The following is a 14,075-nucleotide window of genomic DNA, read 5'->3' as shown; positions in this document are numbered from 1 at the left end:
CCAACCTTCTGCATTAAAATGGACGCCCCGCCGTATCGACAATCATCATCAGAAATACAACCATCAAATAATTCACCGAAATCAGGAAGTTCGTTTTGGCCCATTTCTCCGTGTTCGTTGATGCAGCACCCTTTAACGTATGCCAAGTCCATACAATTCCTGCTGCCACAGAGACCGTGAGAAAGACAGTGCCTGCGTATCCGTACGAGTAAATCAATACGACTGTGGGAAGTAGTAGGACGACGTAAGGAATCATTTGCAGCTTTGTCCGCCTTACACCTTTATGGACGGGCAATAGCGGAAAACCTGCCGCCCGATATTCGTCCACCCTGCGAATCGCAAGCGACCAGAAATGAGCGGGCTGCCAAAGAAACAGCAGCGCGAATAAGAGTACGGCTCCGGCATCTATTTCATTCGTAAAGGCACAATAGCCGATGATCGGCGGCATCGCTCCCGATATGCCGCCAATGGATGTGCTCCAAGTTGAAGTCCGCTTGAGCCACATCGTGTATACGACGATATAAACGAACATCCCAAGGACCCCGAGCCATCCGCACAGGACGTTCACTTTCATAAACAAGATCATTTCACCCAATATCCCTAGAAATAGGGCGTAAACCAGTACGCTCCACTTATTCAAACGTCCCGTTGCTAATGGTCGATCCTTCGTTCGATCCATCCGCTGGTCCAGCTTCCAGTCCCATACATTATTCATGACGCACGAGGAGGCCATCGTGAGTACGGTGCCTAAGAGCACCCACAACAGGGCACCCCAATCCACCGTCCACTTCGATGCTAGCCAATACCCGCCAAACGCAGCAACGAGATTCAACTGAAGAATTCGCGGCTTTGTCAGCTCGATCCAATCTCTGATCATAGTGCGACCATATTGTACATCATGATCCACATGGATCCGATGACGATAACTAGTAAAATAATCAAACCTAGGATCAACGTCAGCAGGTTATATCGCGGCTTCTTCTCTTCGCGCAGATGCATAAAAAATATCAATTGAACAACGAGCTGCAATACAGCCGTTACCATCAGAATGATCGCGCTTGCCTTCCCAGCGAGCCAACCACTCATCACCACGGTAATCGGAATGATCGTGAGCAGGATCGAGAATACAAATCCAATGGTGTACGACTTTAAGGAGCCATGGTTCTTGTCCGCATGGGAAGGACTCATGTCATGCTGCATCTAGCTCACCCCCATCAAATAAACAATTGTAAAGACGAAAATCCAGACCACATCAAGGAAATGCCAGAACAAACTAATGACATTGACTTTACGTTTCGTAACCGGTGTAATCCCGCGCTTCGCAATCTGCATCATCAGTGCAATCATCCACACCAATCCAAGCAGGACGTGAAGTCCATGCGTGCCAACCAAGGTAAAGAATGCGGATAGGAATGCACTCGTACTGATCGTCGCTCCTTCATGCACCAGATGCGTAAACTCATTGATTTCCATGATGATAAAGGTCGCACCGAGTAATACGGTTGCCCCAAGCCAACCCAACAAGGCTTTCTTATTCCCCTTGTGCATCGCGAGCACCGCTAGACCGCTTGTATAGCTGCTCGTTAATAGAATGAAGGTACTTGCGATAATACCTCCCATTTGAAATAAGTCTTTCGGACCGGGTCCGCCATTTGTGTTACCTTGCAGCACAATGTAGACAGCGAACAATGTGCCAAATATAATGACATCGGTCATCAGATAGATCCAGAAGCCGAAGGTGCGCATTTCTTCCATATCCGGATGGTCATGATGTTCCGTATGAGACACCTGGTGACCGGTTAATCCGGAATCGTGTAATTGAGCCATTAGCTCGTAACCCCCCTTATCGCAGATTCTGTTCGCTTAATTTCTTCAACAGGGATGTAGTAATCCGTATCATAATTAAAGGAATGAACCAGCATACATGCCGCTACGCCTACAAGTCCGGGGATCGCTAACCAGAGCCAATCAAATATGAAGCCAAATCCGGTGAAGAACCAGAACATGGACATCACGATTGGGATTCCAGAGTTTTTCGGCATATGAATCGGTTCTATCTTCACTGGTGCAGGAGCAGGATGTCCTTGCAATCTTCGCTGCTTCTCCTCCCACCACTCATCCTGAGATGTAACGTGAGGCAGGGTTGCGAAGTTATACACCGGCGCAGGTGAAGGAATTGACCATTCCAAGGTCCGTCCGTTCCATGGATCTCCCGTTTCATCTTTTCGTAGATGCTTCACGCTATATACGATTTGCCACACTTGGAACAAGAACGCTATACCCATGAGCCCCGCTCCAATGGTGGATACCAAGTTCATTTCCCACCAGCCTTTGTCCCATCCATAGGTTACAACACGACGTGTCATCCCCATCAGTCCGAGCGCATATTGCGGCATGAAGCAGAGATAGAAGCCGATATTCCAGAACCAGAAGGCCCATTTGCCTATCCGCTCATTCAGCTTGAAGCCGAACAATTTAGGCCACCAATAATATAAGCCTGCAAAATATCCGAATACGACACCGCCAATGATGACTTGATGGAAATGCGCGACTAGGAAATAACTATTGTGAAACTGAAAATCAGCCGGTGCTACCGACAGTAGAACCCCTGTTAGTCCCCCTACGATAAAGCAAGGAATAAAGCCCATCGTCCACAGCATCGGGGTTTCGAAAGTAATTTTCCCGCGGAACATCGTAAAGAGCCAGTTGAACACCTTCACCCCTGTCGGGATTGCAATCAACATGGTCGTCAGTGCAAAGAAGGCATTCACATCCGCGCCGGAACCCATCGTAAAGAAATGGTGCGCCCACACGAGGAACGACAAAATACTGATGATCATCATGGCATACACCATCGATTTATAACCGAACAGCTTCTTCTTCGCAAACGTAGATACGATCTCCGAGAAGATCCCGAAGGCAGGTAATACGATAATATACACCTCAGGGTGTCCCCACATCCAGATCAGGTTAATATACATCATCGGGTTTCCGCCGCCATCCAAGGTGAAGAAATGCGCACCTGCATAGCGGTCTAGGAATAGTAGTGCTAGCGTTGCTGTCAAAATCGGAAACGAAAATATGATCGCGATACAGCTGGATAGTACCGACCAAGGAAACATCGGCATTTTCATTAACTTCATACCCGGTGCACGCATCTTCAGAATGGTGACGATAAAGTTAATCCCCGTCATCAGACTTCCGATCCCTGAGATCTGAATCCCCCAAATATAGAAGTCTTGTCCGACGCCTGGGTTATGCATAATGCCCGAATATGGCGGATAGGCCAGCCAACCCGCATCTGGTGAACCACCAATGACGAAGGATAAGTTAAACAGCATGGCGCCTGAGAAGAATAGCCAGAAACTTAGCGCATTCAGGAACGGATAGGCCACGTCGCGCGCGCCGATTTGCAGCGGCACCATGACGTTGAACAATCCGAACATAAATGGCATCGCCATGAACAAAATCATGATTACGCCGTGCGTCGTGAAAATCTGATTATAGTGGTCCGGCGGCAGTAGGTTCATCTCTGGTGCGGCCAGCTGTGCACGCATTAGAAGCGCGTCGACCCCACCGCGGAATAACATGATGAAGGCAGCTAAAATGTACATGATGCCAATCTTCTTATGATCGACAGTCGTCAGCCATTCCCGCCATAGCCAGCCCCATTTATTGAAGTACGTCAGTCCAATTACAATACCTAAGATGGTGATGACGATGCTAACATCTGCCCCATATATTAACGGATCTCCCGTTACAAAAAACTCAGAGGCAAAGGTTTTCACTCTTTCCCACATGGATGATTCTCTCTCCTTACGTGTCGGATCAAAAATCCGTTATTCTTGTTTGTCAATCTTCTGAATGTCCTTCCAAGACAATCCATGGTTGTGCGAGGAGGCATACTTCGTCACGGTCATCTCGAACAATCCTTCTGGGAAAGCCGAGAACGTTCTGACATCCGATGCTGCAGGCTCAACCAGCTTCTTGTAACCGTCCAATGTCAATGCAGGCGATGACGCCTTCACCTCACTTACCCACGTGTTGAATGCTTCCTTCGAAGTCGATTTCACATCAAAATACATTTTCGCGAAATCCTTCCCGGTGAAGTTGGCGCCTGATCCCCAAAAATCTCCCTGCTCATCCGCTTGCAAATGCAATGTCATCGCCATGCCGGACATCGCATACATCTGACCGCCAAGCTGCGGAATCCAGAATGAATTCATGGGTGAATCGGCTGTGATCTCAAATCGAATCGGTACATCTTCTGGAATCTGGATGTAATTAATCGTTGCAATGCCTTGTTCCGGATATTGGAATAACCATTTCCAGTCCAGCGATGTCACCTGGATGGTCAGCGGTTTTTCTTCGGATGCTAGCGGCTTAGAGGGTTCCAGCGCATAGGTGTACTTCACGGTAATGACCGCTAGAATGGTAATAATAATGATCGGTATCCCCCACCAGATCACTTCTAGCTTCGTGCTATGCTCCCAGTTCGGCGTATACTTCGATGTTCTACCCTTTCGATCTCGGTAACGCCATACAATAATCGCGAACAAAATCAGTACAGGTACGATGACAATACATGTCAGTAGCAATGAAGTGAGCATTAAATCACGCTGCTGTTCGGCAATTGGCCCTTTCGGATTAAGAATGATCATTTTCTCCGTGCATCCGGTGGCCGTAAGCAGCAGGATCAGCAGCATAGATAAAGAAGCGAACCAGCGGCGTGCTTTAGGTAATTTCATGTTTGCGGCTCCTTTCGATTTGCATAAGTACGTTATAGCCACGTCTTACGATAAGAGGGATTGTGATAAATGTCACCAACCACTACAAGAGCCGTTGAACCAACCATGTTCAAGGTTTCGAAACAAATCATGGCCCAATTTTCAAAAAAAAAAGAGCTCTTCATTCAAAATGAAGAACTCTCTTGATTTATCGTATACGATGTTTCCACGAACGGATGGCGATATCCGTCAGAATGCTGAACAAGGCCGTGGCCAGTACATTGTGGAGCAGACTCGCAAATAGATACACATCTTCGTTGTTGATCGTCGCATTAAGCAGTCCGCCGCTTAAAATTTGCGCCAACACGAAAATAAGTGCATACATCCCAGCCCTCCTCATGACGGAATGCTGTCCTGCCGATTCACTTCGGCGAACAAGAACATAGAATGCGGCGATGAGCAGGAATAAAATCGCTGCAGCAACACGGTGGAGGAAGACAATCCCTGAAGCACCCTCCAAATAGGGGATGACTTGCCCGTTACACAACGGCCAGCCCATACATCCCGCTTCCACATCCATATGCCGAATGTACGCCCCAAGATAGACAACAACATAACAAAAGATCCATATCCCCCAAGACATCAGATAAATCGATCTCGGCATCGTCACGAAGACATCTGAATCGCCAGCCCGTTCCTGCCGCCTTATCCAGACGACCAGCAGCATGCTACTAGAAACAGCGAGCAATGAGATCCCGAAGTGCAGTGCCATCACAGCTGGCTGCTGAGGCCAAATGACCGCTGCCGCTCCCATGATCGCCTGGATCACGGTGAACAACAACGTTCCACCAGCATAGATTAAGGCTTCGGTATGATGCTTCAGGTAACGCCATGTATATATAAATGTGATGAGGACAAGGATCCCCACAATTCCCGTCACCATACGATGGGAATACTCAATCATAGACTCTAGTGTATAAGCAGGTACAAATTTCCCATTACACAAAGGCCAATCATCACCGCAGCCTCGGCCAGAACCTGTCTTCGTCACCAAGGCTCCTGCCAGCAGCACGAGGAACATCCCAATAAATGTCGACCAAGCTAACCATCGATAACGGGAAGATATCATATGATTCCCCCTCTTCCATCGACAGTACGATGCGCGAATACCCTCAATAGCATTGTCTCGTTGTCATTCATGTTGGTTCTACTTCCTTTCAAAAACGATTGCTTGTTGCTCATTGATCGTATCGGATCAGGGTATGATCGTAACCATCCACTCCATCGTTTTCTTCACCAACCATTGGACAATAAAATCGAAGCGCATATCAAAAATCCCCCTCGACCAAGAGTCAAGGGGGGTCTCATTTCTATTCTGCCTTATACGTTCCGCAATTCCGGTATAAGCGCAATGTCCGGCTTGCCTTGCAGCGCATGGACTAGATTTCTGGCTGCTAGACTTGCCATTTCAAGACGTGTCGCCGCTGTGGCAGATCCGATATGTGGCAAGGTTACGACATTCGTAAGCGTAAGCAGCGGGTGCGCTGGATCGATCGGCTCCTGTGCATATACATCGAGGCCGGCGGCGTAGATCTTACGCTGCACGAGCGCATCGTACAAGGCGGATTCGTCGACGATCGGACCGCGTGCGACATTCACGAATACGGCAGTCCGCTTCATGAGATCGAACTCGCGCGCACCGATCAACCCTCTCGTCTCCGGCGTCAAGGGCAACATAAGCAGCACATAATCCGAGGTCGCAAGCAGCTCGTCCAATTCTGCATATGTGACACCCAGCTTCTCTTCGATATCCGGCTTCCGATTCCGATTATAATACTGTACATTCATCTCAAATCCGAGTCGAGCACGTCTAGCAATCGCTTCACCGATCCGCCCCATCCCAATAATGCCAAGCGTGGTATGGTGAATATCGAGTCCATATAATTCTTCTTCCTGCCCCTTCTCCCATTTGCCTTCTCGTACCCATTCATGCAGCTCCGTGACACGTCGACCAGCAGCTAGAATCAATGCAAACGCCAGATCAGCAACCGTCTCATCGAGTACATAAGGCGTATGCATCGCCAGAATTCCACGGGCAATAATGGGATCAAGCCGCAAATTGTTGTAGCCTACGGCAATATTCGAGATCGCTCGCAGGTTCGGTGCAGCCTCGATCACTTCGGCCGTGACCGGCGTCCCACTCAATAACAAGCCTTCAGCATCGCCAATTTCATGAACGAGTTGATCTTTCGTAATGGATTCTTCCCCCGTCCAATATCGAACCTCGCAATGTGTCTCCAAATATTGCGCTACTTCACTTGGTACCGGTCGTGCGACATAAATATTCGGTTTCATATTCTGCCCCCTCCATGATCTGTATACCTGTTACCATCATAATCCATCCTTATGCAAAAAAACAGCCTGAACCACATGATCCATGTGACTCAGACTGTCTCTTAATTCCCTCGTGCTCCGCGGAATTTCTGTGCATAGGCTCTTGCATCCTCTGCCGTTCGGACGCGGTTACGCATCCATTCAAGCAAGATACGGTCGATATAACGGAAGTGAACCTTCCCTGCGAATACCGCTTCTTTCAGTGCCAATAAGATGAGTTCCTCAGGATACTGATCTTGATCGAGCCACCCCGAGATCGTCTCACACTCCATCGGCGACAGCGGACGGCCGAACTCGCGTTCGAAAATAATGAAGAGATTACTCTCTTCACTCTCCCCTGCTGCAAAAGCTGTACCGCTTCCTTGAGATTTGCCGCTTCGCTGTTCTTGCTTCCGTTCTTCCTTTACATCATCGGATAAAAGCTGTCCCAGCTTCTCATAAATTCCTGAAAGGTTGTAACGCTCATATTGAATCCCCGTCTGCGGATCGAATTCTTCATCAATCGATAAGTATTTCTCGCGCATGAGCTTCTGTATGGCTTTGATGACTGTATCCGGTGAAGCGCCCAAGCGATCCTGCAATTCTTCAATCGTCGGAAATGCATTCTGCTCCATTTGCTGGAACCCGGTTAATTGAAGAATGAGCATCATTTCCGTGTCACTGAGCTTCATGCGGCGATAATATCGAAGAAGCGCGTATGGTAAGTGAATCGTACCCACTTCCATACCCAGCGTAATCCCCTTGGCAAATGCCCGCCATGCTTCATTGCTCATGTCAGCTCACCTCCATCCCCTCATCATATCATCGATTGAGGCTTATGGATACAAACGATAGAGCATCCGTGGGAACGGAATCGTCTCCCGAACATGATCTAATCCGCAAATCCATGCGACCGTACGCTCAAGCCCAAGACCGAAGCCGGAATGAGGTACCGTACCATATTTGCGAAGATCCAGGTACCATTGATACGCTTCTGTAGAAAGCTCATGCTCGGTGAAGCGCTCTTCGAGTAATGCAGGATCATCGATACGCTGCGAACCGCCAATAATCTCACCATAACCTTCTGGTGCGATCATATCGGCACATAGTACAACATCCGGATTGCTCGGATCTGGTTTCATATAGAATGCTTTGATCTTCGTTGGGTAATGCGTGATGAATACCGGTGTCTCATATTTCTCCGCAATGGCTGTCTCGTGCGGCGCACCGAAATCTTCACCCCAAGGAATATCATGACCTTGTTCATTCAAGAATTTAATGGCATCATCATACGTGATGCGCGGGAATGGTCCCACGATTTTCTCCAATTTGGAAATATCGCGGCCAATCGTCTCGAGCTCGCTGCGGCAGTTATCCAGAACGGATTTCACCACATAAGCAATGAACGACTCCTGCACACGCAAGTTCTCTTCATGATCTACGAACGCCATTTCTGGCTCGATCATCCAGAACTCGATCAAGTGACGGCGTGTCTTCGATTTCTCCGCACGGAACGTTGGTCCGAAGGAGTAAACTTTACCAAGGGCCATCGCTGCAGCTTCCATATAGAGCTGACCACTTTGTGTCAGATACGCATCCTCGTCGAAATATTTCGTATGGAACAAGTTCGTAGTACCTTCACAGGAAGAAGGTGTAAGAATCGGCGGATCGACTAGCGTAAATCCGTTATTATCGAAGAAATCTTGGATCGCTTTAATAATTTGCGAACGAATTACCAGAATGGCACGCTGTTTCGGCGCACGAAGCCATAGGTGGCGATGATCCATCAAGAAATCGATGCCATGCTCTTTTGGCGTAATCGGGTAGTTCTCCGTAATATGAATCACTTCAATCCCCGTTACCGTCATTTCGTAGCCTGATTGACTGCGAGGCTCTTCACGAATCTCACCCGTTACATACAGAGAGCTCTCCTGCGTTAAGCTTTTCGCCGCATCCCATACCTCTTCAGGCACTTCACTACGAACGACAACCCCTTGTATATAGCCTGTGCCGTCACGCAATTGCAGGAATTGAATTTTACCACTTGAACGCTTATTGTGCACCCAGCAGCCGATTTTAACAGGCTGTCCGACGTGCTGACTTACTTGACGAATGACAGTTTGTGCAGCCATCCTAATTCTCCCCTTTAACAACAATTGATATTGCTTACTTCGATTCTAACACCAAGCGATGTGTATCGCGAGCGATGATTAATTCTTCATTCGTCGGTACGACAAGCACTTGTACTTTCGAATTAGGAGTTGAGATCAGTCGAGGCTGCTTCGAACGTACTTTGTTCGCTTCTATATCGAGCTCGATGCCCAAGAATGTTAATTGTTCAAGGACACGTTCGCGTAATACAACTGCATTCTCACCCACACCAGCTGTGAAAACAATGGTATCTACACCGTTCATTGCTGCAGCGTATGACCCGATGTATTTACGAATGCGATATTCGTACATGTCAAAAGCCAATGTCGAATTAGGTTCTCCTGCCAGCATGCCGTCGATAATTTCACGCATATCGCTGCTCACGCCAGAGATGGCTTGTAATCCACTATGTTTGTTCAACATCGAGTTTACTTCATTCACGGTTAGATCTTCTTTATTCATGACAAAAGGAACAATCGCAGGATCCAAATCCCCGCTGCGTGTACCCATCATCAAGCCTTCAAGCGGTGTCATCCCCATCGACGTATCGACAGATTGACCGTTCAAAATCGCTGTTACACTACCGCCATTACCAATGTGGCATGTAATAATCTTCATGTCTTTAATATCACGGTTCAAGAATTCAGCAGCCTTCGCACTTACGAAATTGTGAGATGTTCCGTGGAAGCCATAACGGCGAACTTTATGCTTCTTATACAATACGCGCGGAATGGCATACAAATACGCTTTTTCCGGCATGGTTTGATGGAAAGCCGTATCGAACACAACGGTTTGCGGAACGTTCGGCATATTCTTTTCTACCGCTACAATACCGGACATATGTGCTGGATTGTGAAGAGGCGCCAAGTCGAACAGACGGCGGATTTCTGACTTCGCTTCCGGCGTAACAATTGAAGACTTGCTAAATGATTCCCCGCCATGGACGATACGATGCCCTACAGCTTCAATTTCATCGATGGATTTAATCACACCGTGCTGCGGATGTACGAGCATATCCAAGACTTTACGAACCGCTGTTGTATGCTCGAGAATTTCGCTTACTTCGCTCACTTCTTGGCCGTCAGTCGGCTCATGCGTGAGGATTGAAGAATCCATTCCGATACGTTCTACAAGACCTTTCGCAAGAACAGACTCATCTGTCATATCATACAACTGATATTTCACCGAAGAACTACCTGCATTAATAACTAAAATCTTCATACTCGATCCCCATCCTTATTGTACTTGAAAAATCCTTCGCCTGATTTCACGCCTAAATGACCGGCACGAACCATCTTCTTCAGCTGTACCGATGGACGGTATTTCAAATCGCCAAACTCACGGAACATACGCTCCATCGCTGCTAATACGGAATCCAGACCAAAACGATCCGCCATCTCAAGCGGCCCATGTTGGAATGCATAACCGATACGCATCGCATCATCAATATCGTCTGCTGTTGCAACGCCTTCTTGCAAGACATGCAATGCTTCATTAATCAATGTTAGAATAATACGCGATGTTACGAATCCAGGAGATTCGTAGACCATGATGCCTTTTTTCGACACAACTTCTTCAACAAAGTGCTTCGTCTGGATGAATGTATCATCCGAAGTCTTCAGACCGCGAATAATTTCCACCAAATCCACTTTCGCAACAGGGTAGATGAAGTGCATACCGATCACACGCGATGGATATTTCGTCGAGCTCGCAAGCTCTGTAAGACTGAGTGTAGACGTGTTGCTCGCCAAAATAATATGACCTGGACATACAGCATCCAGTTCTGCGAATACTTGCTTCTTCAGTTCCAAGTCTTCCGAAATTGTCTCGATGACCATATCGCACGTTCCAAGCTCTGCAAAATGCGATACTTTTTGAATGCGGGAGAGAATTATCTTCTTCTCCGATATCGTAATGCCCCACTTCTCAAGCTGTTTATCCAGACTTAATTCAATCATGCTGTATGCGTAATCTAATTTCTCAGCCGATTGCTCCACTAATAATACATCAAGTCCACGAACCGCCAACATTTCAGCGATCCCTTGACCCATGGTTCCCCCGCCAATGACGCCAATTTTCTTAAATTGCATGGTTATAAACCATCCTTTCCGACAACTCTGTATATATCATCTCTCAGAACTCCGCCATCTATTTTAACATGTCGAAAAAAATTAGACAAAAAACCAGCGCACATTTTACGCTGGTAATTGTATGTTGTCACAAAATATTCTTCTAAATTGGTCGCCAGATACTACTTCTTCCGAAATAAGGAATTCCAAAGCCTTCTCAAATACCATTTTATGGGATTCGAGTTCATTGCGCGTCCGTTCGAAGAGCTCATTCATGATTCGTTCATTTTCTTTCATTCGCTCTTCTTGCGTCACGATCTGAACATTGGTGATCCCTAAATTGGTCAATCCCGCATTCATCATTGTCTCGACAATTTGCAGCGATTGCTCGAAGTCATTCGAAGATCCTGTACTTCGTCCGCCGTAGAAAATTTCTTCCGCTGCAGCTCCGCCTAGCGCAATCATAATCTGACTTTCTAGAAACTCTTTGGTGTGCAGATATTGATCCTTTAATGGATTATGTCGAACATATCCAAGCGCCTGTCCACGCGGACTAACGGTCACTTGTGCCACACTGCCAGGTCTAACAATTTCAGCGATAATCGCGTGTCCCAATTCATGAATGGCGACACGTCTGCGTTCTTCATTCGTCGCTTCACGATCCGTCTTCTCACCGAGCATGACTTTATCGATCGCCATGGTCAAATGGCGCTGCTCGATCTGCTCCAGCTTCTCCCGCATCGCATAGATTGCAGCTTCATTCATGACACTTTCGAGCTGTGCGCCGGAGAATCCAAACGACTGAACGGCAATCGTGTCCAGCTGCACCGAATTATCCATTGGTTTATTTTCTGCATGAATGTTCAGGATGTGCAATCGACCTTTTTTATCCGGCAAATCGACACGAATATGGCGGTCAAATCGGCCTGGACGCAGCAATGCGCTGTCGAGCATTTCCTTCCGGTTCGTCGCAGCAATCACGAGCACACGAGGGGTAGAATTCGAATAAATCCCATCCATTTCGGTTAGAAGCTGATTGAGCGTCTGATCATATTCCTTCTGCTGGCCGCCTTCCCGCTTCCCGCCGATGACATCGATCTCATCGATGAATATGATCGCATTTTCTTTCTTCTCTTTCACGGCTTGATCTCTTGCTTGCTTGAATAAATCACGGATACGGCCTGCACCAACCCCGACATACATCTCAACGAACTCACTGCCGGAAGCTGCAGCATACACCGCATTCGAATAATGCGCTGCAGCTTTTGCCATTAACGTCTTCCCGGTTCCCGGAGGGCCCGTTAATAGAATACCTTTCAACGGCCTGATCCCGAACTTCTTAATCTCCTCGTGGTTGATGAGGAAATCCAACGCTTCAATCAATTCCTGCTTCGCACGTTCTTGACCGCCAATCTGTTCAAAGGTCAAGTAACTAGGCTTAGACGACCCGCCTACTCGTCGTTGTTGTCTTCCAACCGTCAAGCTGCCCCCACGGCTCTTCATGGCTAAATAGATAACTCCGATCACAAGGGCGACACCAACAAAAGGCAAGATGTTCACCCCAATGATGCCGAGAAAAATAAATAACGCGATCACAAACCCAATAACGACTTCTCTCCACCCTTTAAGCATTAGGCCACACCCCCACGGGCTCACCCTTGCGAGGAAGAATAATATACTTGCTTGCCTTGCCATCGGTAATGGTAACATATACATTTCGTTCATCCATCTCAGCAGATGTGTGAACTTGTGTTAGGTTTAACGACTTGCTCGTCTTTTCTAATACTTGTGGAATCTCTGAGTATTGCTTATTCTCCATCGCTTGTGCGACGCCGAACAAAGCATGAGACCACCAATCATCAAGCAGTGGAGACGATGGATTACTTACGGTAATATTCAATTTCTTATCACCAATGACTTTATTACCGGACTGATATATATGTTGAACGATTTCTCGCAAATTCGCATCGGGCTGAACTTGAATGACGAGTTGAACATCATTTCGCGTAATGTTTGCTTTCGCAGCAGATACTGTCGATACTTCTTTGGCTACCTTCTCTACAGGACTTTGTACAGCTACATTCTGATAGAAGAACCAGCCGCCAAAAAGGACGGCCATCGATCCGACCAGTGTCAGGACAAGTGGTTTAACACGTATTTTCAATGTAACGCCCTCCTTCATTTCGTATATCACACAGTATATCATAGGATATATACGATTGAAGAATGTAATGTGTGGAAGCCCTGCCAACCATCGCTCGAACAATTGAAAAAGAGCCTGCCTTAGAAGGCAAGCTCTTCAAATTCCGCTGTCACTTCGAATTTCTCGATGTACGCATCTCATTGATATTCACATTTTTAAAGAGATTGATCAAGAGACAAATGGCGCTAAGGATAAGTAGTGCACCACCTGCACCAATAATCGGTCCCCACGGCGTCTCTTCTTTTGTAAGCAATAAGGTGATTAGAGAGCCCATCATAATGATGACACCTAAATTCATTAACCAAAAATGCCACTTCGCCAGAGCACTGTTATCCGCCCTAGGGAATAATATATAGATCACGCCAGATACCGCCATAGATAGCCAACCGATTAGATTTACGTGCGCATGAACACCTGCAAGCACATAATCTTTGGCCATTGACATATACATCCCCAAACCCATTGACAAGATAAAGTACAGCACGCCAATCTTCAGAAATCGAACGCCCATGGATCGAACCAACCCCTTCCGATCAATATGACCTTACTCGG

Annotated in this window: 14 protein-coding genes; all 14 read right to left on the bottom strand. The window is 47.2% G+C overall.

Annotated features, from left to right (window positions below; genetic code table 11):
* Positions 1-13: 13 nt before the first annotated feature.
* Positions 14-877 carry a heme o synthase gene (cyoE, locus tag C558_RS0106165; protein WP_018755374.1) on the bottom strand — a complete coding sequence of 288 codons (864 nt, stop codon included), beginning with the start codon at positions 875-877 and terminating at the stop codon, positions 14-16.
* Positions 874-1,200 carry a cytochrome o ubiquinol oxidase subunit IV gene (gene cyoD / locus C558_RS0106160; protein ID WP_018755373.1) on the bottom strand — a complete coding sequence of 109 codons (327 nt, stop codon included), beginning with the start codon at positions 1,198-1,200 and terminating at the stop codon, positions 874-876. The genes cyoE and cyoD overlap by 4 nt, the downstream gene beginning before the upstream one ends.
* On the bottom strand, positions 1,201-1,827 hold the full coding sequence (gene cyoC / locus C558_RS0106155) for a cytochrome o ubiquinol oxidase subunit III (RefSeq protein ID WP_018755372.1): 627 nt from the start codon (positions 1,825-1,827) through the stop codon (positions 1,201-1,203).
* Positions 1,827-3,800, bottom strand: coding sequence for a cbb3-type cytochrome c oxidase subunit I (locus C558_RS0106150; protein WP_018755371.1), 1,974 nt, complete (start codon positions 3,798-3,800; stop codon positions 1,827-1,829). The genes cyoC and C558_RS0106150 overlap by 1 nt, the downstream gene beginning before the upstream one ends.
* A gap of 39 nt (positions 3,801-3,839) precedes the next feature.
* Positions 3,840-4,748 (bottom strand): ubiquinol oxidase subunit II, encoded by a 909-nt coding sequence (cyoA, locus tag C558_RS0106145; RefSeq protein ID WP_018755370.1) that lies wholly within the window; start codon positions 4,746-4,748, stop codon positions 3,840-3,842.
* A gap of 187 nt (positions 4,749-4,935) precedes the next feature.
* The gene (locus tag C558_RS0106135; protein ID WP_018755368.1) at positions 4,936-5,856 is read right to left on the bottom strand and encodes a COX15/CtaA family protein; all 921 of its coding nucleotides are present in this window, start codon (positions 5,854-5,856) and stop codon (positions 4,936-4,938) included.
* Positions 5,857-6,107: 251 nt separating this feature from the next.
* Entirely contained in the window at positions 6,108-7,082 is a 975-nt protein-coding gene (locus tag C558_RS30495; protein ID WP_018755367.1) for a 2-hydroxyacid dehydrogenase, read from the bottom strand.
* 101 nt (positions 7,083-7,183) lie between these two features.
* Complete coding sequence (locus C558_RS0106125; protein WP_018755366.1) at positions 7,184-7,894, bottom strand: DnaD domain protein; 711 nt, start codon at positions 7,892-7,894, stop codon at positions 7,184-7,186.
* Between the two features lie 42 nt (positions 7,895-7,936).
* Positions 7,937-9,232: an asparagine--tRNA ligase gene (asnS, locus tag C558_RS0106120; protein WP_018755365.1), complete on the bottom strand. Its 1,296-nt coding sequence runs from the start codon at positions 9,230-9,232 to the stop codon at positions 7,937-7,939.
* Between the two features lie 34 nt (positions 9,233-9,266).
* On the bottom strand, positions 9,267-10,472 hold the full coding sequence (locus C558_RS0106115) for an acetate/propionate family kinase (protein WP_018755364.1): 1,206 nt from the start codon (positions 10,470-10,472) through the stop codon (positions 9,267-9,269).
* Complete coding sequence (locus C558_RS0106110; protein WP_018755363.1) at positions 10,469-11,341, bottom strand: 3-hydroxyacyl-CoA dehydrogenase family protein; 873 nt, start codon at positions 11,339-11,341, stop codon at positions 10,469-10,471. The genes C558_RS0106115 and C558_RS0106110 overlap by 4 nt, the downstream gene beginning before the upstream one ends.
* A gap of 105 nt (positions 11,342-11,446) precedes the next feature.
* The gene (locus tag C558_RS0106105; protein WP_018755362.1) at positions 11,447-12,952 is read right to left on the bottom strand and encodes an AAA family ATPase; all 1,506 of its coding nucleotides are present in this window, start codon (positions 12,950-12,952) and stop codon (positions 11,447-11,449) included.
* Entirely contained in the window at positions 12,945-13,484 is a 540-nt protein-coding gene (locus C558_RS0106100; protein WP_018755361.1) for a hypothetical protein, read from the bottom strand. Before C558_RS0106100 ends, C558_RS0106105 begins: the two co-directional genes overlap by 8 nt.
* A 148-nt stretch (positions 13,485-13,632) precedes the next feature.
* Positions 13,633-14,034: a cbb3-type cytochrome c oxidase subunit I gene (locus C558_RS0106095; protein ID WP_018755360.1), complete on the bottom strand. Its 402-nt coding sequence runs from the start codon at positions 14,032-14,034 to the stop codon at positions 13,633-13,635.
* Between the last annotated feature and the right edge of the window lie 41 nt (positions 14,035-14,075).

It is taken from the genome of Paenibacillus terrigena DSM 21567 (assembly GCF_000374845.1).
Classification (GTDB): domain Bacteria; phylum Bacillota; class Bacilli; order Paenibacillales; family Paenibacillaceae; genus Paenibacillus_K; species Paenibacillus_K terrigena.
This window is presented reverse-complemented; position numbering and strand designations above follow the sequence as displayed.